17 protein-coding genes, 1 tRNA gene and 1 pseudogene are annotated in these 21,266 nt (G+C 65.2%); 9 read left to right on the top strand and 10 right to left on the bottom strand.

Going from position 1 to position 21,266, the window contains the following annotated elements:
• Positions 1-13 precede the first annotated feature (13 nt).
• Entirely contained in the window at positions 14-1,456 is a 1,443-nt protein-coding gene (locus Q0938_RS15905; RefSeq protein WP_299364426.1) for a 3'-5' exonuclease, read from the top strand.
• Here the strand turns inward: Q0938_RS15905 and Q0938_RS15900 are convergent.
• The 4 genes from Q0938_RS15900 to trpA form a co-directional block, all read right to left on the bottom strand.
• A complete protein-coding gene (locus Q0938_RS15900) occupies positions 1,453-1,959 on the bottom strand; it encodes a hypothetical protein (RefSeq protein WP_299364424.1) in 507 nt (168 codons plus the stop codon). The genes Q0938_RS15905 and Q0938_RS15900 overlap by 4 nt on opposite strands.
• A gap of 106 nt (positions 1,960-2,065) precedes the next feature.
• Positions 2,066-2,794, bottom strand: coding sequence for a molecular chaperone DjiA (locus Q0938_RS15895; protein ID WP_299364421.1), 729 nt, complete (start codon positions 2,792-2,794; stop codon positions 2,066-2,068).
• Between the two features lie 81 nt (positions 2,795-2,875).
• Positions 2,876-3,370, bottom strand: a complete 495-nt coding sequence (locus tag Q0938_RS15890; RefSeq protein ID WP_299364417.1) for a GNAT family N-acetyltransferase — start codon at positions 3,368-3,370, stop codon at positions 2,876-2,878.
• Between the two features lie 16 nt (positions 3,371-3,386).
• A complete protein-coding gene (trpA, locus tag Q0938_RS15885) occupies positions 3,387-4,184 on the bottom strand; it encodes a tryptophan synthase subunit alpha (protein WP_299364414.1) in 798 nt (265 codons plus the stop codon).
• A 161-nt stretch (positions 4,185-4,345) separates the two neighbouring features.
• Between trpA and ychF the strand changes: the two genes are divergently transcribed.
• Positions 4,346-5,443 (top strand): redox-regulated ATPase YchF, encoded by a 1,098-nt coding sequence (gene ychF, locus Q0938_RS15880; RefSeq protein WP_299364411.1) that lies wholly within the window; start codon positions 4,346-4,348, stop codon positions 5,441-5,443.
• Between the two features lie 195 nt (positions 5,444-5,638).
• Positions 5,639-5,728: transfer RNA gene (locus tag Q0938_RS15875), tRNA-Ser, on the top strand.
• A 217-nt stretch (positions 5,729-5,945) separates the two neighbouring features.
• Here the strand turns inward: Q0938_RS15875 and Q0938_RS15870 are convergent.
• Positions 5,946-6,245 (bottom strand): annotated as a pseudogene (locus Q0938_RS15870) (ParB/Srx family N-terminal domain-containing protein); the annotation flags it as partial.
• A 150-nt stretch (positions 6,246-6,395) separates the two neighbouring features.
• On the opposite strand from Q0938_RS15870, the gene Q0938_RS15865 reads away from it, so the two are divergent.
• Positions 6,396-7,370 carry a beta-propeller fold lactonase family protein gene (locus Q0938_RS15865; RefSeq protein WP_299364409.1) on the top strand — a complete coding sequence of 325 codons (975 nt, stop codon included), beginning with the start codon at positions 6,396-6,398 and terminating at the stop codon, positions 7,368-7,370.
• Positions 7,371-7,654: 284 nt separating this feature from the next.
• Here the strand turns inward: Q0938_RS15865 and Q0938_RS15860 are convergent, their stop codons facing one another.
• From Q0938_RS15860 to Q0938_RS15840, 5 genes are all read right to left on the bottom strand, one after another.
• Positions 7,655-9,955: a S8 family peptidase gene (locus Q0938_RS15860; RefSeq protein ID WP_299364405.1), complete on the bottom strand. Its 2,301-nt coding sequence runs from the start codon at positions 9,953-9,955 to the stop codon at positions 7,655-7,657.
• 175 nt (positions 9,956-10,130) lie between these two features.
• Positions 10,131-11,162, bottom strand: a complete 1,032-nt coding sequence (locus tag Q0938_RS15855) for an AAA family ATPase (RefSeq protein ID WP_299364402.1) — start codon at positions 11,160-11,162, stop codon at positions 10,131-10,133.
• Between the two features lie 466 nt (positions 11,163-11,628).
• Positions 11,629-12,447 (bottom strand): hypothetical protein, encoded by an 819-nt coding sequence (locus Q0938_RS15850; protein ID WP_299364399.1) that lies wholly within the window; start codon positions 12,445-12,447, stop codon positions 11,629-11,631.
• A gap of 1,089 nt (positions 12,448-13,536) precedes the next feature.
• Positions 13,537-14,565, bottom strand: a complete 1,029-nt coding sequence (locus tag Q0938_RS15845; RefSeq protein WP_299364396.1) for an IS110 family transposase — start codon at positions 14,563-14,565, stop codon at positions 13,537-13,539.
• Positions 14,566-15,133: 568 nt separating this feature from the next.
• The gene (locus tag Q0938_RS15840; protein ID WP_299364393.1) at positions 15,134-15,706 is read right to left on the bottom strand and encodes a MarR family transcriptional regulator; all 573 of its coding nucleotides are present in this window, start codon (positions 15,704-15,706) and stop codon (positions 15,134-15,136) included.
• A gap of 149 nt (positions 15,707-15,855) precedes the next feature.
• Here Q0938_RS15840 and Q0938_RS15835 point away from each other — a divergent pair, with 149 nt between their 5' ends.
• The 5 genes from Q0938_RS15835 to Q0938_RS15815 all read left to right on the top strand — a co-directional run bounded on the left by Q0938_RS15835 (position 15,856) and on the right by Q0938_RS15815 (position 21,132).
• The gene (locus Q0938_RS15835) at positions 15,856-16,623 is read left to right on the top strand and encodes an SDR family NAD(P)-dependent oxidoreductase (RefSeq protein ID WP_299364390.1); all 768 of its coding nucleotides are present in this window, start codon (positions 15,856-15,858) and stop codon (positions 16,621-16,623) included.
• Positions 16,624-16,636: 13 nt separating this feature from the next.
• On the top strand, positions 16,637-17,437 hold the full coding sequence (badI, locus tag Q0938_RS15830; protein ID WP_299364387.1) for a 2-ketocyclohexanecarboxyl-CoA hydrolase: 801 nt from the start codon (positions 16,637-16,639) through the stop codon (positions 17,435-17,437).
• Between the two features lie 65 nt (positions 17,438-17,502).
• On the top strand, positions 17,503-18,663 hold the full coding sequence (gene aliB / locus Q0938_RS15825) for a cyclohexanecarboxyl-CoA dehydrogenase (RefSeq protein WP_299364384.1): 1,161 nt from the start codon (positions 17,503-17,505) through the stop codon (positions 18,661-18,663).
• A 43-nt stretch (positions 18,664-18,706) separates the two neighbouring features.
• Complete coding sequence (aliA, locus tag Q0938_RS15820) at positions 18,707-20,359, top strand: cyclohexanecarboxylate-CoA ligase (protein WP_299364381.1); 1,653 nt, start codon at positions 18,707-18,709, stop codon at positions 20,357-20,359.
• Positions 20,356-21,132 carry an SDR family oxidoreductase gene (locus Q0938_RS15815; protein ID WP_299364379.1) on the top strand — a complete coding sequence of 259 codons (777 nt, stop codon included), beginning with the start codon at positions 20,356-20,358 and terminating at the stop codon, positions 21,130-21,132. Before aliA ends, Q0938_RS15815 begins: the two co-directional genes overlap by 4 nt.
• Positions 21,133-21,266 lie beyond the last annotated feature (134 nt).

Raw genomic sequence — 21,266 nt, 5'->3', positions numbered from 1 at the left:
GGGGGGACGAACGATGCTGTTGAACCTGTCCCTGCGCCTGCGGGTGTTCCTGATCTTTGCCGGCCTGGCAGCGGTGATCCTGCTGTTCGTGGCGGCGGCCATGTGGGTCGTGAACTATCGGCTGAGCGTGTCGGGGGTCGCATTCCTGGGGGCAGCGGCGCCCGGGGCGATTCCCGCGCTGATCACCGGAGGGCTGCTGGCCGGGCTCGGGTCGCTGGGGGCGATCGCATGGGTATGGCTGCTGTTCGATCAGAACGTTGCCAAGCCCATCGAACGGCTGTCGGGCGGGCTGCGCACCGGCAGCACGCCTGAGGGCGACGATGGGCTGTACCTCGCCGATCTCGCACCCGCGGCGCGGGCAGCGGCCGAGGCACGGGCGCAGGCGGCCGAGGCGCTGACCCAGGAGGTTCAGCGCCATGCGGCCGACCTGCAGCAGGACCGCACCATGCTGGAAACGATCCTTGGCGAACTGAATGCCGGGGCCGTGATGGCCGACGAGGACGGCCGCGTCATGTTCTATGATAGTCAGGCCGGTCGGTTGCTGCCGCGGCTCGCCCTCGGTCGTCCGCTGGGCCCGGCTCTGGAACCGCGGGCGATGGAGGAATGGTGTGCCCGGCTGGACGAACCCGCGGCACAGGATGGGCTCGAGGTGTCCTTTTCGATGCCGGATGAACGGGTGCTGTGCGGGCGGCTGCGGCGCGTGGGGATCGGCGGCGACCGGGCATTGCTGCTGGTGCTGCGCCCAGACTGCCCTCTGCCGGCCGAGGCGAACGGTCGGCAGCTGACGGGGACCACACATGATTTCCAACGTCCCGACAGCGCCGCCCCCGAGGGCGCGTTGCGGCTGGATCGGCTGGCCTGCGTGGTGTTCGACACCGAGGCTACGGGGCTGGATCCCGCGACCGCCCGGATCGTCCAGATCGCCGGGGTGCGGGTGTCACGCGGCCGCCTGACGGGCGAGCGCTTTGATGCGCTTGTCAACCCGGGCTGCCCCATTCCGCCCCTGTCGACCCGCGTCCACGGCATCACCGACGCGATGGTCGCCGACGCCCCCGACATCAAGCGGGTTCTGGAAGGGTTCGTTCACTTCACCGGGACAGAGATGCTGCTGGCCCACAACGCCCCCTATGACATGGGTCTGCTGCGCGCCGCCCAGCAGACCACCGGACTGGCGTTCGACAACCCGGTGCTGGACACGGTCCTGCTGTCCGCGATGATCTGGGGCGGCTCGGCCGATCACTCGCTGGACGCGCTGGCCGCGCGGCTGGGGGTCGAGATCCCCCCGGACGACAGGCACACGGCGATGGGCGACGCGGTGGCAACGGCCAAGTGCTACCTGCGCCTGATCCCGGGGCTGCAGCAGAAAGGAATCGAGACGCTGACCGACGTGCGGCGCGAGGCGCGTCGGTTCCGCAGCCTGATCGGTGATGCGAACGAGACGCCCGCCCCGGCCTAGAGGTCGATCTGCGGCTGGTCGGGATCGACAGGCGCCGTGGGCACCGACCAGGGTGACTCGCGTTCGGTATCGTCCCCGCGGGGCAGCAGGTTGGGCAGTTCTTCCAGTGGTGGCGGGGGCGGGGCGTCGGCCCTGCGGCGGATCAGGATGTCCCCGTTCGGCAGCCGTTCCGGCGGTTCGTAGTTCCCGATGTCGTCGATCAGACCGCCGAGTTCACGAAATGCCGGCGCCAGTTCGCCGAACGTACCTTGCAGTTCCTGCGCCAGACCCTGCAGGTGAGGCTCGGCCCGCCGGAACAGGTTGTCGAAGATCGTGTCGAGCGAGCCGTCGAGCGTTTCGTCGATGTCGGGCGCCTCTGGCTCGGTCGGCGGCTGTTGTCCATCCGGGATTGCCACCGGGGGCGTCGATTGATCGGCCCGCGGCATCTCGAACGTATAGCCTTGCGCGAACGCGGCCGGGCTCAGCAGCGTCAATGCACAGGCAACCACCGCGCGATGTAACATGGAATGGGTCCTTTCCGGTGCGGAGCCACCTACCGAAACGGCCGGGCTGCCCACAGGTTCCGAGGTCCGGCAGGCGGCACGTCGTCGCCCCTGCCATGGCACGGCTTCACCTCTTCGCCTCCGGCCAGCCGCCGGAGCGGTAGGCCTCCCATGCCGCGTTGATCGCGCGGGTCCTGGTTTCAGCCAGCCGGACCGCCTCGGGGGGCAATCCATGCGCCTGCGCACGGTCCGGGTGGTTTTCGCGGACCAGCTGCCGCCAGCGGGCCCGTGCCTCGGGCAGGGGTGTGCCGGGCGGAATGCCAAGCACGTCGCAGGGCGGGCATCCGTGGTTTCGATCATGGCGGGCGCGCATGCCCGCCACGGTGACGGCGTCGATCCCGAATATGCGCGCGACCTCGTCCAGGTAGATCCGCTCCGCCTCGTGCAGTTCGTGATCGGCGATGGCGATGATGTGCAGCCCTTCCAGCACATCGACCAGCACCGGATCTCCGGGCGGGAACATCGCGGCGACCCGCTGTGCCCACAGATCGAAGCCGGCCACATCCCGACGCGCCAGATCGAACACCCGCGCGGCGTGGCGTTCCTCGGTGCGCGGAATCTTGAAGATCCGTCGAAACGCCGCAACTTCCTCGCGGGCCACCCGCCCGTCGGCCTTGGCGATCTTGGCCCCCAGCGCGATGATCGCGATGGTGAACGCGACCGACCGTTCGGGCGGCACCGCTGACGGGTGACGGCCCATCAGGGCGGCGAGCCGATCCCCGATGCGCTGCCAGAATCCCCGCGGCGGCGGCAGTTGCGGTGCCTCGGAACCGGGGGGCGGGGCCAGATCATCCATGACGTGCAGCGTAGCGGGATGACCCGGCGGGGGAAAGATCAGGCGCGGGGTCCGGCCGGCGGGCGCTGGACAGCACCTTGGTCAGCCGCCGGTCAGATCCTTGCCGACGAAAACGAGATCGTGGAACTGCCCGAACTTCCAGCCTGCGTTCGGGATACGCCCCCATTCGGTGAACCCGAGCCGGGCATGGAACGTCAGGGATTCGCCATTGGACGCGGTGACCGCGCCAATCAGGTTCCGCGCGCCACCTTGTCGCGAATGGTCCTGAATCGCCGCCATCAACGCCCGGCCAAGGCCTTGGCCGCGGCAATGTGGCGCCACGTGAACCGTGTGTTCAAGCGTGCGCGCATAGCCCGCACCGCCCCTGAACTGTGTGGTGGCTGCAAACCCGGTGATCCCCTCTGTCCCTTCCGCGACCAGGAAGGCGTGCCCCTGCGACTGACGGGCGGCGATCATCTCGGCGATTTCGCCCGGCTCGCGCTCGGTCGGCCAGAAGGTCACCACGGTGTCGCGGATGATCGGGTTCCAGATCGCCGCGATCCCAGGGGCATCTGCTGCTCGGGCAGACCGGATCATCGGAGATCGGCTGCCCTCAGCCGCCATGCGCCCCGTCGGCGAGTGTGCGGACGAACGCCAGCACCTCGTCGACCTGCTTGCCCTCGGCGATCTGCTTGACGATCGCGCTGCCGACCACACAGCCGTCCGCGACCGCCGCCACGGTCCGGGCCGCGTCCGGCGTGGCGATCCCGAAGCCCACGACGACGGGCAGTCCGGCGGCCCTGCGCACGCGCGCGACCTCGGGGGCGACTGCGGCAGGATCGGCTGCCTGGCCGCCCGTGATCCCGGTGACCGACACGTAGTAGACGAACCCCGACGTGTTCGCGACCACCGCCGGCAGCCGCCGGTCGTCGGTGGTGGGCGTGGCCAGGCGGATGAAGTTCAGCCCCACCTTGCGGGCCGGCAGGCACAGTTCCGCATCCTCTTCGGGGGGCAGATCCACAACGATCAGCCCGTCCACCCCCGCATCCACCGCCTCGGCCAGGAACCTCTCGACCCCGCCCTGCCGCGCGTAGATCGGATTGTAGTACCCCATCAGGACCACTGGCGTGTCATCGTCATGGTGCCGGAACTCGCGGACCATCGACAGCGTATTCGTCACGCTGCCGCCCGCGGCCAGCGCCCGCTGCCCGGCTGCCTGGATGGTCGGGCCGTCGGCCATCGGGTCGGTGAACGGCATCCCCAGTTCGATGATGTCCACCCCGGCCGCCGGCAGGCCGCGCATGATCGCCAGCGACGTGTCGCGGTCGGGATCGTGGGCCATCATGTAGCTGACGAACGCCTTGCGGTTCTGCTGGGCAAGGTCGGCGAAACGGCGATCGATGCGGGTCATGGGGCCTTCCGGATCAGGGTCGACCCGTCATAGGACGCGGCGCGCGGCAGGAAAAGGGAAACGGTGTCCCCCGAGCGCCGGGTTGGCCGGGGCTGATGCCGGAACTGGACGGTCACGGCGCCCTGACCTAGAAGGCGGCAACACACGGAAAGGAACAGGGCATGGGCTTTCGCATGGGAATCGTCGGGCTGCCGAATGTCGGCAAATCGACGCTGTTCAACGCCCTGACCAGGACGGCCGCCGCGCAGGCCGCCAACTTTCCGTTCTGCACGATCGAGCCGAACGTGGGCGAGGTCGCGGTCCCCGATCCAAGGCTCGATACGCTCGCCGCGATCGCCGGATCGCGGCAGATCATCCCCACCCGCATCACGTTCGTGGACATCGCCGGACTGGTCAGGGGCGCGTCGCGCGGCGAAGGGCTGGGCAACCAGTTCCTGGCCAACATCCGCGAGGTGGACGCCATCGCGCATGTCCTGCGCTGTTTCGAGGACGGCGACATCACCCATGTCGAGGGGCGCATCGATCCCGTCGCCGATGCCGAGACGATCGAGACCGAGTTGATGATCGCCGATCTGGAATCCATCGAACGGCGACTGACGGGCCTGCAACGCAAGCTGAAGGGCGGCGACAAGGAAGCCGCGACCCACGACCGCCTGTTGAAGCAGGCGCAGACCGCACTGGAAGCCGGGCGCCCGGCGCGAACGGTTGCCGTGTCCGAGGACGATCGCAAGGCCTGGACCATGCTGCAGCTGCTGACCGCCAAGCCGGTGCTCTATGTCTGCAACGTCGAGGAGGACAGGGCCGCGTCCGGCAACGCGCAAAGCGACCGCGTGGCGGAGATGGCCCGCGAGCAGGGCGCCGGGCATGTCGTGATCTCGGCCCGGATCGAGGAAGAGATCAGCCAGTTGCCCGAGGACGAGGCGCAGATGTTCCTGTCCGAGATGGGCCTGCAGGAAGCCGGTCTGGACCGTCTGATCCGCGCCGCCTACCAGTTGCTGGGGCTGCAGACCTATTTCACCGTCGGCCCCAAGGAGGCGCGCGCCTGGACGATCACCCGCGGCACACTGGCCCCCCAGGCAGCCGGGGTGATCCACGGCGATTTCGAAAAGGGATTCATCCGCGCCGAGACCGTCGCATATGACGATTACGTCGCCGGGCAGGGCGAGGCCGGCGCCCGTGAGGCGGGCAAGTTCCGCGTCGAGGGCAAGAGCTACGAGGTGGAGGACGGCGACGTCCTGCATTTCCTCTTCAACACGTGACGCCGGCGGTCGCTGCCGCAGCCGCAGAACAGGCTTGAAACGGCTGATTGAGGAGGATCGTCGCAGTCCGCAGCGCAGACGCGGGCGGGATCCGATCCTCCGCGCGTCCCCGGAGAGGGACGCGACTTAACAAATCGGTTCATCCACGCCATAGACCCTTGTTCAGCCATCCCGAGGGCTGATAGACCCGCCAGCGGAGACGTGGCCGAGTGGTCGAAGGCACACCCCTGCTAAGGGTGCAGGCGGGAAACCGCCTCGAGGGTTCGAATCCCTTCGTCTCCGCCACTATTCTCAGCTATGTTTTTGTTTAATCTGCATTATCCGATCGCGGCACCGGCGCCGTTCCCCCATTTGTCCCCTCATTGCTGGCGCGAAGCATAGAGGCGTCACGGGATGGTCCCGGTGTTACGCCCGATGCGGCTGCCGCCCACGGGAAGCAAGCGGTCAAGGTGCCAGATTGCCGATGTTGGAAAAGCGTCCAGCCGAAGGGCGAGGGCGCACCTTCTGTGAGCTTATTATCCACAATGCGACAGGCCCGGCGCTGCGCCTCGGTCCGATGCCCGAGTACGATCACCGGCGCCTCGGTCAGCCCGAGCTGCGTCGCCGCAAGCACATGCCAATGACCCGCGATCAGTTCGCCGTCCTCGCCGACGAGGCACGGCACGGTCCTGCCGAACTCGGCCATGCTGGCGGCGATCTTCGCGACCTGGTCCGCGCCATGCGCCTTCGCGTTCTTCGCGTAGGGCTGGAGGCGCGCAAGCGGCCACTGTTCGATCCGCTCGGGGCCGAAGGCGAGGGTCATGACGTCGGTCCTGGGCTCGGTGCGGAATTGGAGCGCTCGGGTGTTCCGCCGTCACTGCGTTCGGAACCCGGGCTACGGCGATGCGTCTTGGTTCTGTGCGCGAGGGCGATGGGGGTCGCTTCCCGTCTCGGTGCACGATTGGAGGGCATCATGAAGTTGCGTTACACGAAGATCGCCGCGGTCATCATCTCGGCGGCACCGATCACTTCCGGCATTCCGGCCGGGGCTGCCGATCCGGTGTTCATCCAGGACGGCGTTTTCGTGACGCTGCAGGGCACGAATGCCGTCGCGCCGCTGAACGGAGATGCGCGCTGGGCCGCCGGAGACCAGATGACGTATGTCGCGGTAAACTCGGCCGGCGATCTGGTGATGGCATCCAGCAGCGCCGAGAATGCGGTCTATGCCTACGACGCTGCAACCGGCGAGCAGCTTGCGAGAATTGAGGTTGGCGACACGCCCAAAGGCATCAAGTTCGACCGCGAGGGGCGCCACGCTTTCGCGGCAAACGAGGGCTCGGGCACGGTCAGCGTGATCGATCCCGAGAAGATGGAGGTCATCAAAACCATCGATGTCGGCCCGACGCCGCACAGCACCGTGGCCTCGCCCGACAACAAGACGCTCTACGTCGCGCTCCAGGGTGGCTCAACGGTCGCCGAGATCGACCTGGAGACGCTGGAGAAGATCGGCGAGCTGCCGGCCGGCGATGCGCCGCACAACCTGGACATCTCACCGGATGGCAAGCGACTCTACGTGGCAAATGTCGAGAGCGAGGACCTGGCAGTTATCAACCTCGAAACCCGCGAGGTACTGAAGCGAATACCGCTCGGACCGCCGCACTATGGTGTCGACGTGACGCCCGATGGCAGCCTCGTTCTGGTGACGGGGATCACCGGCGACACAGTCACGGTCATCGACGTTGAGGCCATGGCGCAGAAGACGGAGATCCAGATCGGTCAAGGGCCGCATGGCGTCCGGACGAGCAGCGATGGTCGTTGGGCTTATGTTACAGTTGCCGGCGAGGACAAGGTTGTGGTGATTGATCTCTCCGACTTGGAGATCGAGGACAGCATCTCGCCGGGCGAGGGCAGTTTTCCGTTCTGGGTCGCTGTGCAGGGCAACATGTGACGGGCAACCTTTAACCGGGAGCGAAAATCTGCGCGGGTTCCCGAGTTCGGTGCCGAGGTGGAGATCAGATCCGACGTTGGGGGCGGCAGCCAGCGGCGCTTAAATCGGCGCCCCGGAGACCGACGAGGCGCTCTTTGGCTCGCCCCCACCGCAAGGACAAGCGCGAGCAGCGCCGCCCAGCAGGCGACCCGTCATCCGTGTATCTGCGACGCCTCAAGCTGTCGCGCGCTGCATCTGATGGGCGTGGGCCTCTACACAGAAATCTTCCGTGCGACGTTGCACCGTCAAGTCCCTGCGGTCGGACGCGCTTGGACGAGCGGCGCTAGACGAGCACGCACCTCGTCGTAGATGCCGATTTCACCCGGCATTTCAATTGTAACAGTTAAGCCAAAGGGTATCGCCGCATCAACTAGCGTGCCTTGATCGGGATCGCGCTGTACGACAAGGGGAATCGTCATGTTGGGCACGATGACCGGCGCATTGGCTCCGCTCCAGCGGCGTGAACTGACGGTTCCGCGATTACTCTGATTTTCGTCTGGATGCCAACGATCGGCACAGACAGCGAGCGCGTCGAGTTCGGCCGGTGTGAGAATCTTCAGCCGACAGCTGCGATAGCTCTTGCGGCCAGGCACCACAGGCGAAAACCAAGCAACCGTTGCTGAAAGGCTATGCGGCCTTGCCTTACCCCCAATTGCCGAAGGTACCGGCACGTCGATCGTTGCGATGCGATCGGCCTTCAAGAGCCCTGATGCGAAAAACGTCGCCCGATCTGCAGCACAAGCCACCGCGTCATCAGAATCAACATAGCCGTAGCCGAGAAAGCGTCGAATGTTATCCTTTTGCTTAGACGCTTGGCCGCGCCCAGTAGGCCCAAGGGTATTCTTGATAAGTTCGGCGGTCTCCCTCGGCCACTTGGCCGGATGGACCAGAAGGGCCTTCAGCAGAACTGCGCGCTGCAAGGGCGGCAGGCGCAGAAACGCGTCCCCATAGGCGGCCTCGAGAGCATCGTGGATGCAGTGACAAGTCCGCGACGCAAGCGCCGCTGCTGCGCTCGTCCCATTCGAATAGCCGTCAAGATTCTCTCGACCAGCCCTTGGCGGCGCCGCAACCTTGAGACCCGCTCCTCGCGAGGCCGGTGCCGGACGGACTTCAATGTGCCTGTGATTGCCGATGCAAGTCATGTGTTCCTTGGCGCCGGGCATCAGAATGTCCGGCTTGACCGATCTGGCGAAGCCCGGTCCCAGACTGCTCGAGGGGTTCGCCGTGACGTGACTTGGGAAGGGATCGATCAAGGCTCGCGCCAGCGCGCGGTCCGCACGACCAACAGCATCGACGTTTCCGGCGCCGACGGTGATGCCGTTCACAGTCTCCGCCGGCGACAGCAGGCGACGGTCCGCCGTGACGCCATGCAGCGTCGCGACCATCGATCTCGCGCGGCTTGCCGCGTCTGCAGCCTCATAGTCTCTACTTGTTGCATAGCCCTGCAGGCCAATCGGGAAGACCTGGTTGCCGGCACTCACCACAAAGAGCAGGCCGAAGCGATAGGCGAGTCGGTCGAGGAGGCGCGCCCAAGGCGAAAGGTGGTTGTGGAATGGCCGATAGCGATTGCCGAGGGAGAGATTGACGATCACGATTCCTGGTCGCTGTTCGCGGAGCCTAGTGACCGCGAGGTAGATCATGTCGACAATGAGCCTGTCAGGAGGGAAGTCATCATTGTTCCCCAAGACCGGGATCATGTGGATCTTTCGCGGCAGCGGGGCCTCGCCGCGATTGAGGTCCCCGTGAATGACGAGGGATGCCATCGCTGTCCCATGCGCCCGGGACGCGACAAGGGCATCCGGCTCAAGATCGAATGGATCGTCGAGGTCGATGTGGGCAGCCAAGCGCCTGTGGCCGCTAACAGGGACGCCGTCGAGTACCGCAAGGATCGGCTCACCGGGGTCCTCGATCTGCTCCCCCACCTGTTGGCTGTCTTCAGGATCGCCTATCTCGATGGTCGTGGCCTCGGACTGCGGACGGATGTGCATGACCGCATCCAGGCCAGCGATCCCATCGATCCGTCGCTCGATGATTTCGCGTATGGCCCAAGCCGGGATATCAGCAAGGAGTGCATGGTAGGAAATGTCGGGCAAGCGGGAACGAGACAGAACTACGCCCCCACGCGCCGTCAGGGCTCGCGTCGTCTCTTCTTCACTTAGCCTAGCGGCCGCCTCATTTCCCCTGAAAACCAGTTCGATTTCCAGCCGGATCAGATCGTTGTCTTGGTGGCCGTCGAGAATCAGAGAGAGAAAGGTCCGATCCGACGGTTGAACACGGTCCTCTGGTCCCCACGCGCGCAGGTCCCGGAGGTGTTCGAACACAGTCGCCCAAGGTGTTTCCCCTCTGACAAGTTGTCCGGCCTGCCAGCGCCGCCACAACGACTCGAGACTTCGCAAAGCCACCATGTCGGGGACCAGAAGGTAGGCGACGGGCTGCTTGTCTTCCTCGTCGCCGTCCAGTTCTTCCTCGTCCACCAGTTCCAGCCCGCCCACCTGACGGATGGACGCCGCAAAAGAACTGATGGCGCCGCGGACTTCGAAGACCAAGAGCCGTTCCGGCGCGAGGCCCGCAGGTTCCGCGCGCAGTTCAAGCGCCCCATCACCACGCGCGAGAATTTCGGCGAGGCGCGCAAACTTCGGGCCGAAGGCACCGGTCTGACGATCGCGCGGGAAGGCTTCTGGCGGCGGAGGGTATTTCGGCTTACCCTTTGGACGGGGTTGGTCAGCTCTCGGCGTCAGCCTCAGGAGAGGCTTTGTCGGATCGCTCGGCATCTATGAACTCTGGAGTGACACGCGAAGTCCAAAGATCCAGTTCCGCTCGCAATGCGTCATCAACTGAAACCTCTCCTAAACCTAGTATCTGCCGTCGCCTGACATTCTGGCAGAAGTCGAGCGCCTCTGCGTAACTCACATTTCCAAGGCGGCTGGCAAGCCGGCTGAGCGCCATTTTCGGCGCATCTGGCCAGCCCGAAGTGATCCGGTCCAAAAAGACGGCGATCTCTTCCTTATCGGGAGCCGGAAGTGCCAACCGCATTTGGAAACGGCGCCAGACAGCGCGATCAAGCAGCTCGCCATGATTGGTAGCCGCGACCACGATGACGTAGCTGGGCAACTGGTCGAGTTGCATGAGCAGGAAAGAGACCACCCGTTTGATCTCGCCTGTTTCATGCGTGTCGCCGCGTTCCTTGCCAATGGCATCAAACTCGTCGAAAAATAGAACGCTCGGTGTAGTTCTTACATAGTCAAAGAGTTTGCGGAGACGCGCGTTCGTCTCGCCGAGGTAACTACCGATCAAAGCGTCATATCTGACAACAAAGAAGGGCAGGCCTAGGCCCTCCGCGACTGCTTCAGCGAACGACGTCTTGCCATTGCCCGGGGGGCCCGACAGCAAGACTCTGTGCCGTGGTTCATAACCGTTGGCACGCAGGACATCAGCTCTGCGATGCTCTTCAAGAAGCTGGCGGCCGCTATCCTTCGCCGGCAAAGGAAGCAGGAGGTCATCAAGCTGGAGCTGCGGCGTGACCTCGAGAATGGCCTCGCGCCCGTTCGAAGCGGTTGGGTGAGGCTGGCTTGCCGTAAGGGCAGGAGGTGTGATCGGGACGGCCGACAAGGCGCGCTGCATGCGGTCGGCCACGATGAAATGCTTCTTGGCGCGTTCTTCCGCGACCATCGCTTCGGTGGTGGAGCGCAGCATCTCTCTATCGCCGGTCGCACCTGCGCGAATCAAGGACACAAGAAGATCGCTCCGCGCCATGTCAGACCTTGCGCACCGCGATGCACCACCTTTTCGGTCGAGCGTCCAACGAAGACGGCCTACTTGCTCCCGAAAAACGGTCGCCAGAAGCAGCCTGATACGAACCTCACCAGCCTACAGGTTAGCATCCCCTGGCTCGACAAGGAATCCCCATTGGAACCCGCTGGGCGTGCAATCGCTGAGATGTCGGCTCATGCACTCACCTCCAGTCGCCACGCAGATAAGCCCGACGAGGGTCGCGTCAGTTTGCTCGAGACCAACTTTCGACGCACGGCACGGATGATAGTTCATAGCTGCGCTTGGTCCGAAGGGCAGGAATGGCCCGTTTGCTGCCTCATCTCACGCCTACCCAGCTCCTTTCCGTTACCGCCATTTCCGCGGCGCCTCGCGCCCGCCCTCATCGCGCCGCCGGCACCGCTCCCAGCCGTTCACCTTGAGGTATCAGAAGCTTCCCCGACTGCAAAAATCACCAAGGTCGATGAACTGCTGCCGTAGCGCTGGACCCCGTTGCAGTCGGGCCGGCCGCTTGCGGCGCGGGCTGCCGCACGGTAGCAGGTTTTTTGCCCACCCCCAAGTTTAGCGCCGCCGCGAAAGCAAACCATATTGCAAGGACCAGAAGGCCCGAGATCTTCGCCAGGAAGAGTCTATGGCGCATGTAGCGGCTGAGATACCCTAGGAGAAGCGAACCGCTGACATTCACAAGCGACACAATCACAGCAGCGAAAAGGCCGCCGAGCAGGCCGAACTCGTTGCCCTTGGAGAAGAGGTAACTATTGAGGGCCGCCTCGAGGACGATGAGGATCACCGCCATCGCGATGACGTTGGTCCAGCCGATGAAGTTGACAGCCGGGCGCTCCAAGCCGTGGATTTCCCTAAAGCGGTTCCGCCACCTGTAGCTCTCGTTCAACCGCTCTCTTGCTGCGACGATCTGCGATTGCCATTGATGGGCAGTGGCCGCAAAGTCGTTGCGCGCCTGGCCCGCCGCGATAGCGACCTCCTTGGACGCCTGTCCCGCGCGAGCCAAACGCTCGTTGTAGATCCGCCGATTGGTCTCGTAGTTGTCGAGACCTTTGCGCCGCAGCTCCTCGATTTCGGCGATGATTCCGGACTCTACGTGATCAAACCCCGTTGCGTTTGGTGCTGGCTGATTCTGCTGCCCGCGGGTTTTGCCAACCTCTTCGAGTCTGAGCGTCCGGGAGATGAGTTGGGCGTCGATGCTGGGAAACACGGCCGCACTTGGAATATAAGCGTCGGAACGGAACAAATGTCGGATTCGAGCAAGCACGAGTGTTCCTTACAAGCGGCGTCAGCTATATTGTTGTTCTTTATCGAGCGGTTATTGACCGGTCCAGCGAATTAGCCTTTATGTCCGCGCATCGGGTTGACACTCAACCACAACACGAAGGCGATTGGAGGTCGCCGTCCCCGCTCCAGCGTTGCATCAAGCGTGACGGCATAGGTCTCACCTTAGCAAGACAACCACCTAACTCATGGTCACACAGGCAACTTCGGCGGGCTGGCTTCGCTAGGTGCCAACCGCAGAGCGGACGTGGAGTGTATGGGTCACACGAGCGACTGATCTTTTCTAACTGCGAGGCCGACATCTACCGCCAGCGCGCAGCTCGCCAGCCTTCGGCTGTTGCCTCGGCCTCGTCGCAGAACCAGCGTTCACCGGCCGCCTCGTCAATGCGCGTCCGGCCATAATGGGGACTCCACGGCGTATGATAGATGCGTTCGCCGCTCCTCGAGATATTGCTCTTGATGGGACAACCCGGCCGGGGTGACGCGGCAGCCTCCCGGTTCCACTTGTCGGCACGGTACTCCCAAGGCGCCTGGCTTTCTCCCGCCCATAAGCCCACTCCAGCAACGCGGGCGCTGTCCTCGGCTGAAGCGAACACATCGTCTGCAGCCACAGCGCCGTCGCCTCCGAGACATGCGCCCCGCTGATCTCGCCCCGCGAGCCGCGGATCTCCGTCGCGCCGTTCAGAACGAGCCGCCCGCTCATCCGCGCCGACGTGCTGGCGTTCACCTTGTAGAGCAGCGTCGCGCCGAAGAGGTAGGTGCCGTCCGCGGGCGCCACAAACCGGTTATTGGCGGCGTCGAAAGCGCCCTGAGGGTGATGCAAGAGGCTCCTTTCCATCTGTTCGCGTGATCGAGTGCGGTCTTCTGTGAGGCCTTTCCGTGCGGCGCTCTCGAAGGCCGCTGGCCGGCATGGTGATCCGCGGATCGGGTCCAAATCTCAGCAACGAGCTTCGAAGCTCGAGCGACTACGCTGGTTTTCCCGGTCCGGATCTTTCGATCCTTGCGCCCATACGGGTCGTTGCCTTCTCACACCCCCTTCACCGGTGCGGGGCTGCGCTGCCTCGCCTTTCGGTCATGCAGCCGCGGCCCGCGCCGGATCGCGATAATCCTCTTTCTTGGTCATCATGGCCCAGATCGCGCGCGCCATCTTGTTGGCCAGCGCGTTCGCGACCAGCATCCTCGGCTTCCTCGCCAGCATCCTGGCAAGCCAGGAGCCCTCCGGAATCGATCGGCGCCCCAAAGGCGTCAGGCGCGCCATCGCGCCGATGATCAGCAGTCGCCGAATATCGGCCTGGCCCGCCTTCGAGACTCGGCCGAGCCGCTCCTTGCCTCCGGAGGAATGCTGGCGCGGCACAAGGCCGAGCCATGACGCGAAGTCGCGTCCGCGGTGGAACTGCGTCATCTCCGGCGCGAAGGCCTCGACCGCCAGTGCGGTCAGCGGGCCGATGCCCGGCATGGTCTGCAGCCGGCGCGCGGTGTCGGTCCCGGCCGACAGCGTCCTGATCCTGCGGGTCCGCTCGTCGATGCGGGCGGTCTTCTCGTCGATCTGCGCGAGCAGATCCCGGCACTCATCCCGCACCAGCTCCGGCAGGTCCGCATCCGAGGCGTCGAGGATGGCCACGATCCTCCTGATGTGAGCGATACCTTGCGGAACCGTATGACCATACTCGTAGAGCGTCGCGCGCAACGCGTTCACTAGCTCCGTGCGCTGATGAACCAAGCGCTCGCGGCAGCGGAACAGCACGGCCCGCGCCTGCTGGTCCGCCGTCTTCGGCGCGACGAACCGCATCTCCGGCCGCTGCGCCGCGACGACGATCGCCTCGGCGTCGGCAGCGTCGTTCTTCTGCCGCTTGACAAACGGTCGGACATACTGCGGCGCGACGAGCCGCACTTCGTGGCCGAGAGCCGCCATCTCCCGCGCCCAGTAGCTCCCGCTCGGGCAGGCCTCGAAGACCACGACAGCCGGGGCCTGCGCCGCCATGAACGCCCGGAACTGTTCGCGCGTCAGCTTGCGGCGGAACTGCACCTCGCCGCGCATCGTGGCGCCGTGGACCTGGAAGACGCGCTTTGCCAGGTCCACCCCGATCATCGTATCCTTCATCTTGCCGCCCTTTCCACTTCGTGGCTGTCACAACACCACCCTGGCACATTGCGATGCCGTCTGGGGAGGGCGGCAACCACCCCATCTGAGCATCCCAGCGATGGCGAAGGTTGCGGCAGCAATGCCATTCCGTCCGCCGCCCATGCCTGGATGCCTGCGAGCGCCACGGCAATGAACATCCAGCGGAGCGTATCGAGATGCAGGGATGGCGGACTGGATCTCAACGAGGACGTTATGTGCCGCCCTCCATACCCGCAGCACCCGACATCGCCACACGAGCCGCTTTGCTCCCCTTATAGTGCGGCTGTCCGCCAGCGCTGCGCGAGCAGACGGCAGCGCACGACCCGCCCTCTCGTGCGCGTCGTTGTGCTGGCATTGAGCTTGTGAGAGCATCGTCGCGCCCCAGAGGTAGGTGCCGTGGGCCGGCGCCTCGAAGTGGTTGTTCGCGGCGTCGAACGTGCCCTGATCGTTGGTGTCGGTGTTGTCCGCGCCGATCTTCGTCCATGTCCCGATGGAGAGGCCATTCCGTTGGGTAACCGACAACCGGCGGTGAACGACACCCAGCCGGTCAGGCCTCCGCGGACCTGTCGGTGCTTTCGCCCTGGGCGCGCTCGACCTCGATGAAGTTGCGTCGCAGGTCCTCGAGATAGTGCATCGCCGCGCTGATATCGGCGCTGGAAAATCCCGACAGCGACGCGCTGTAGAAATCGGCGATCTGCGGCTGCATGTCGGCCCATGTCTGCCGTCCCTTGTCGGTCAGGCCGATCACGCGCGAGCGCTTGTCCTGCTCGTCGACCATTCGCTGGATCAGGCCCCGGGCCTCCAGCCTCGCCAGCACGCCGGTGAGGTTCTGACGGCTTACCATCAGCAACTGGGTGAGGTCGCCGACCGAGATGCCGCCGCTGCTGCGGCGGTCGGCCAGCGCCCCAAGGATCGCCCATTGCTGGGTGGTGACACCATGCTGTTCCAGGGCGCGGGTGCCGGTTTTGTTGAGCAGGTTGGCGGTCTGATAGAGGCGAAAGAACAAACGGTTGCGCAGGTCGGCGGCGGCGGTGTCGTCCGTCGGCCGGTTCTGAGTCAGGGGCGTGGGGGCGGTAATGGGTCTATCCTCCGAATCCGGGCGTGCAGGGAGCGTGCCCAAAATAATCCGTAAACATGTTGACCTAATTAGCAGCAAGGCGCACACTGTCGATAGGGAGAATCACGCACCGGACCAAGCCTGAATTGCGGCCCAGCCGGGATGAATGATGGCGGACATGTGGTGCGCAGCCAGCAAGGATGAGGATTAACATGCGCGGACTCAGCGATAAGATCGTGGTCGTGACCGGCGGTGGTGGGGGCATCGGCTCTGCCACCTGCGAACGCTTCGGTGCCGAAGGCGCCCATGTCGTGGTCGCCGACATCAAGCCGGAGGCGGCCCAGGCGGTCGTCGACCGCATCGTGGCGGCGGGCGGCAAGGCCTCGCCGATGGTGGTCGACCTCACCGACCTCGACGCGGTGCGCGAGGCCGTGGAAAAGGTCGAGAACGAAGTCGGCCCGATCGACGTGCTGGTCAACAATGCCGGCTGGGACCTGTTCGTGCCGTTCCTGAAGTCCGAGCCGGACTACTGGTCCAAGCTCATCGACATCAATTTGAAGTCGGTGCTGAACATCACCTATCCGATCCTGTCCAGGATGGCCGAGCGCAAGTCCGGCCGCGTGGTCAGCGTGGCGTCGGATGCGGCACGCGTCGGTTCGTCCGGCGAGTCGGTCTATGCCGCGTGCAAGGCGGGCGTGATCGCCTTTTCCAAGACCTTGGCGCGCGAGCACGCCCGGCAGGGTATCACGTTCAACTGCGTCTGTCCGGGCGTCACCGACACGCCGATGCTGGACAGCTTCATGGAAGCCTCCGGCAACAAGGACAGGCTGCGCGAGGCCTTCACCAAGGCCGTGCCGCTGGGTCGGCTCGGCAAGCCCGAGGAGCTGCCGGGCGCCATCCTGTTCTTTGCCTCCGACGACGCCGCCTTCATCACCGGACAGGTGATCTCGGTGTCCGGCGGCCTGACCATGCACGGTTGAGGGAGACATACACATGACCGACATGACCTACGAAGACATCCTGTTCGAGAAGAAGAACGGGGTCGCCACGATCACCATCAATCGTCCCGACAAGATGAACGCCTTTCGGGGCCAGACCGTCGAGGAGTTGATCAACGCCTTCAACCGGGCCGGATGGGACCGCGAGGTGGGGGTCATCGTGCTGACCGGTGCGGGCGAAAAGGCCTTCTGCACCGGCGGCGACCAGTCCGCGCATGAAGGCCAGTATGACGGTCGCGGCACCATCGGGCTGCCGATGGAGGACCTGCACACGGTCATCCGCGACGTGCCCAAGCCGGTGATCGCCAAGGTCCGTGGCTATGCCATCGGCGGTGGCAACGTGCTGTGCACGATCTGCGACTTCACCCTCGCCGGGGAAAACGCGCAGTTCGGCCAGGTCGGACCCAAGGTCGGTTCGGTCGATCCGGGATTCGGCACGGCCTTCCTCGCCCGCGTCGTGGGCGAGAAGAAGGCCCGCGAGATCTGGTATCTCTGCCGCCGCTACAAGGCGCGCGAGGCGCTCGAGATGGGGCTGGTCAACGCCGTCGTCCCCGACGCCGATCTCGACGCCGAGGTGGACAAGTGGTGCGCCGAGATCATGGAGAAATCGCCCACGGCGATCGCCATCGCCAAGCGGTCGTTCAACGTGGACACCGAACATCAGCGCGGCATTGCCGGGCTGGGGATGTACGCGCTGTCGCTCTACTACGACACCGACGAGTCCAAGGAAGGCGGCATCGCCTTCAAGGAAAAGCGCAAGCCCGACTTCCGCAAGCACTACGTCCGCAAGGGCTGATGCCATCAGGGGCCGCGTTCCAGATGCGGCCCCATGCACCGACCGGCGTGAAGAAAGGACTGCTGATGTCGAGAACCGTCTTCGATACCGAGGAACTGGACCAGATCCGTGATCTGGCGCGTCGGTTCGCCCAGGACCGCTTGGCGCCGGGCTACCAGGCCCGCGAGAACGAGGGCCGGATGGACATGGCCCTGGTCCGCGAGATGGGCAGCCTTGGCCTGATCGCGCCTGAACTGCCAGAGGAGTTCGGCGGCATGGGGGCGGGCACGCTCTACGCCGGAGCCATCGTCGAGGAAGTCGCGCGGGCCGACTTCACCTTTGGCTATGTCCCGCTGCTCGCCTCGCTGAACGGCCAAATCCTCGCCCAGTTCGCCAGGCCTGACATCGCTCGGGAGTGGCTGACAAAGCTGACCGCGGGCGAGATCATGCTGGCCATCGCGCTGACCGAACCCAAGGGCGGATCCGACGCCGCGAATCTTGGCCTGCGGATGGAACGCGACGGCGACCACTACATCCTGAACGGCGAGAAGACCTCGATCTCGGCCAACCAGATCGCGGCGGGAACGGTGGTCTTTGCCCGCACTGGGCGGCCGGAGGATCGGGCGCGCGGCGTCACCGCCATCCTCGTGCCCATGGACCTGGACGGCATCAGCACCTCCAAGTTCAACAACATGGGCCAGAACTCGATCGGTCACGGCTCGATCTGGTTCGACAACGTCCGCGTGCCGGCCGAGAACCTGCTGGGCGAGGAAGGTCGCGGCTTTGCGCAGGTGATGCAGGGCTTCGACTTCTCGCGCTCGTTGATCGGCCTGCAGTGCGTCGGCACGGCGCAGCAATCGCTTGACGAGACCTGGACCTACATCGGCGAACGAAAGGCCTTCGGCAAGCCGCTCGGCGCGTTCCAGGGGGTCAGTCACCAGTTGGCCGATTTCGAGACCAGGCTTGCGGCTGCGCGGTTGCTGTCGCTGAACGCGCTGTGGCTGAAGGACAGCGGCCTGCCGCACACCGCCGAGGCGGCGATGACGAAATGGTGGCCGCCGCTGCTTGCCTATGAGGCGATCCACGCCTGCCTGCTGATCCACGGCCATGCCGGCTATGCCGACGACCTGCCGTTCGCCCAGCGACTGAAGGATGTGCTGGGCCTGCAGATCGGCGACGGCACCGCTCACATCATGAAGAACATCATCGCCCGCGAACGTGCCGGACGGGACGCAGTCAGCGGCTGAAAAGCATGTCGACTGGGCTGAAACACAAGGAGGGGGGTCTCCAATGAAATTCGATGCTATCCTGATCGAGCCGCGGCGCGCGGCGATGACCAGCGCCGGCCACTGGCGGACCAATACGGCCAACGACTATTTCGAGGCGGCCCTCGCCGCCAAGGCGGACGAGCTTGCGCTCAGCTCCATCACCGTGGCCACGTCTGCTCGCCGTGACTTCACCTGGGCCGAGCTTGACCGCATGGCCAATCGTGTGGCGGTCGGCCTGACCCGCCTCGGGTTAGAACGGGACGACGTGGTAAGCTGCCAGCTTCCGAACAGCTGGCAGTTCGTCGCCACCTATCTTGGCTGCGCGCGGATCGGGGCCGTGTTCAATCCGCTGATGCCGATCTTCCGCGAGCACGAGTTGCTCTTCATGCTGCGCCACGGCGAGGCCAAGGTCTTCATCGTGCCCAAGACATTCCGGAACTTCGACCACGAGGCTATGGCCGAGGGGATGAGGGCGCAACTGCCCGACCTGCGCCAGATCGTCGTCGAAGGCGGCAGCGGCGACAACAGCTTCGAAAGGCTGCTTGCCGATCCCGAACTCGACAACGAGCCGGATCTGCAGCGGATCGTGACCGCGAACCGGCCAGGTCCGGACGATGTGCATCAGCTGATCTATACCAGCGGCACGACGGGAGAGCCCAAGGGCGTGATGCACACGTCGAACACCATGTATTCGAACCTGATCCCCTTTTCGGAACGGCTGGGCCTGACCTCGGACGACGTGATCGCCATGGCCTCGCCGATGGCCCATCAGACCGGGTTCATGTACGGCCTGCTGATGCCCGTCTATCTTCAGGCGCGGTTCATCCTGTTCGACAGCTGGGACAAGCGGCTGAAGGGCCAGATGGTCCAGGATGACGGCATCACCTTCACGATGGCATCCACCCCGTTCCTGATGGATCTGACCAGCGCGGTGGACGAGCACAAGTTCGACAGCAGCTCGCTGCGCATATTCCTGTGTGCCGGCACCGCCATTCCGGGCGCCGTGGTCGAGCGGGCCCGGCAGGTGATGCCGGGGACCAAGGTCGTCTCGGCCTGGGGCATGACCGAGAACGGCGCGGTCACGGTCGTCGACCCGCGCGACGAGGACGAGCGATCGATCAACACCGATGGCTTTCCCCTGCCTGGCATGGAGGTGCAGATCCGCGATCACGACGGCAGCGTCTGCAAGCCAGGCCAGGAGGGCGAACTCTACGTGCGCGGCTGTTCGAACTTCGGCGGCTATCTGAAGCGCCCGCAGCTGAATGCAACGGACGAGGACGGCTGGTTCGACAGCGGCGACATCGCCCGGGTCGATGACCGCGGCTATATCCGGATCTGTGGCCGGTCGAAGGACATCATCATCCGCGGCGCCGAGAACATCCCGGTGATCGAGGTGGAGTCGATCCTGTTCAAGCATCCCGCGATCAACCGGGTGTCGATCGTCGGCTACCCCGACGAACGGCTGGGCGAGCGCGCCTGTGCCTTCGTCACGCTGAAGCCGGGGGCGAGTTTCGATCTAGAGGAGATGAAACGCTTTCTTCAGGAGCACAGGCTCGCCGTCCAGTACTGGCCCGAGCGGCTCGAGATCCGCGACAGCCTGCCCGCAACGGCCTCGGGCAAGGTGCAGAAATTCGCTTTGCGCAACATGCTGCGCGAGGAGGCGGGTTCGGCATGAGCGACATCGACCTTCCCCTTGCCGACCGCGTCGCGGCCGTGACCGGCGCCGGCGGGCCGATGGGCCGCGCGGTAATCGACCGGCTGGTCGCGGACGGCGTGTCCGGCCTCGCGCTCACCGACATCTCGGGGCGACGGCTTGACGCGACGGTCGCATCACTGGCCGAAACCGCGCCATCGGTGAAGGTTGCCAGCCTGAGGGGTGACGTGACCCGCGGCGACGAGGCCCGGGCCTTCGCCGACCAGGCGCTTGCCGGCCTGGGCCGCGTCGACGTGCTGGTCAACCTGGTGGGCGGCTTGCGCTCCCCCCGGCTCTACACCCCGTTTCTGGAAATGACCGAGGAGCAGTGGCGCGCCACGATGGACCTGAACCTGATGCCGGGATTTCACCTGATCCAGGCCTTCGCGCCAGGGATGATCGAGCGGGGCTGGGGGCGGATCGTCAACGTCGCCAGCATCGTGTTCGGCGGTGAGGCGGGGCAGTCCGACTACGCGGCCGGCAAGGCGGCGGTCGCCTCGCTGACCCGGAGCCTCGCGGCCGAGTTCGCGCCGGCGGTGACCGTGAACAGCGTGGCCCCCGGCCTGACCCGCACCTCGGTCACCCAGAACATGCCGCCCGAGGAGGCCGAGCGGCTGGTCGCCCAGGGGATGATCCACCGCATGGCCGAGCCGGCCGAGACCGCCGCAGCCGTCGCCTTCTTCCTGCGGGACGATGCCCGCTTCCTGACCGGCGAAATGCTCTCGGTCTCGGGCGGCATCCGCCCTCATCTCTGAGGGAACGACCGTGTTCAGATCGCGGCCGCGGGGCTGCTGACGTTTAATCAAGGGGAGTGGGCCGATGAAGGTTCTCGTGCCGGTCAAGCGTGTGATCGACTACAACGTGAAGGCTCGGGTGAAGGCGGACGGAT

This window comes from uncultured Paracoccus sp. (genome assembly GCF_947496875.1).
Classification (GTDB): Bacteria; Pseudomonadota; Alphaproteobacteria; order Rhodobacterales; family Rhodobacteraceae; genus Paracoccus.
Note: the sequence above shows the minus strand (reverse complement) of the source record. Positions and strands in the feature narration are given on the sequence as shown.

Excerpts from the sequence above, each read along its gene's own strand:
- Q0938_RS15905 (WP_299364426.1), top strand. The coding sequence starts at position 14 with ATGCTGTTGAACCTGTCCCTGCGCCTGCGGGTGTTCCTGATCTTTGCC.
- Q0938_RS15900 (WP_299364424.1), bottom strand. The coding sequence starts at position 1,959 with ATGTTACATCGCGCGGTGGTTGCCTGTGCATTGACGCTGCTGAGCCCG.
- Q0938_RS15895 (WP_299364421.1), bottom strand. The coding sequence starts at position 2,794 with ATGGATGATCTGGCCCCGCCCCCCGGTTCCGAGGCACCGCAACTGCCG.
- Q0938_RS15890 (WP_299364417.1), bottom strand. The coding sequence starts at position 3,370 with ATGATCCGGTCTGCCCGAGCAGCAGATGCCCCTGGGATCGCGGCGATC.
- trpA (WP_299364414.1), bottom strand. The coding sequence starts at position 4,184 with ATGACCCGCATCGATCGCCGTTTCGCCGACCTTGCCCAGCAGAACCGC.
- ychF (WP_299364411.1), top strand. The coding sequence starts at position 4,346 with ATGGGCTTTCGCATGGGAATCGTCGGGCTGCCGAATGTCGGCAAATCG.
- Q0938_RS15865 (WP_299364409.1), top strand. The coding sequence starts at position 6,396 with ATGAAGTTGCGTTACACGAAGATCGCCGCGGTCATCATCTCGGCGGCA.
- Q0938_RS15855 (WP_299364402.1), bottom strand. The coding sequence starts at position 11,162 with ATGGCGCGGAGCGATCTTCTTGTGTCCTTGATTCGCGCAGGTGCGACC.
- Q0938_RS15845 (WP_299364396.1), bottom strand. The coding sequence starts at position 14,565 with ATGAAGGATACGATGATCGGGGTGGACCTGGCAAAGCGCGTCTTCCAG.
- Q0938_RS15835 (WP_299364390.1), top strand. The coding sequence starts at position 15,856 with ATGCGCGGACTCAGCGATAAGATCGTGGTCGTGACCGGCGGTGGTGGG.
- badI (WP_299364387.1), top strand. The coding sequence starts at position 16,637 with ATGACCGACATGACCTACGAAGACATCCTGTTCGAGAAGAAGAACGGG.
- aliB (WP_299364384.1), top strand. The coding sequence starts at position 17,503 with ATGTCGAGAACCGTCTTCGATACCGAGGAACTGGACCAGATCCGTGAT.
- aliA (WP_299364381.1), top strand. The coding sequence starts at position 18,707 with ATGAAATTCGATGCTATCCTGATCGAGCCGCGGCGCGCGGCGATGACC.
- Q0938_RS15815 (WP_299364379.1), top strand. The coding sequence starts at position 20,356 with ATGAGCGACATCGACCTTCCCCTTGCCGACCGCGTCGCGGCCGTGACC.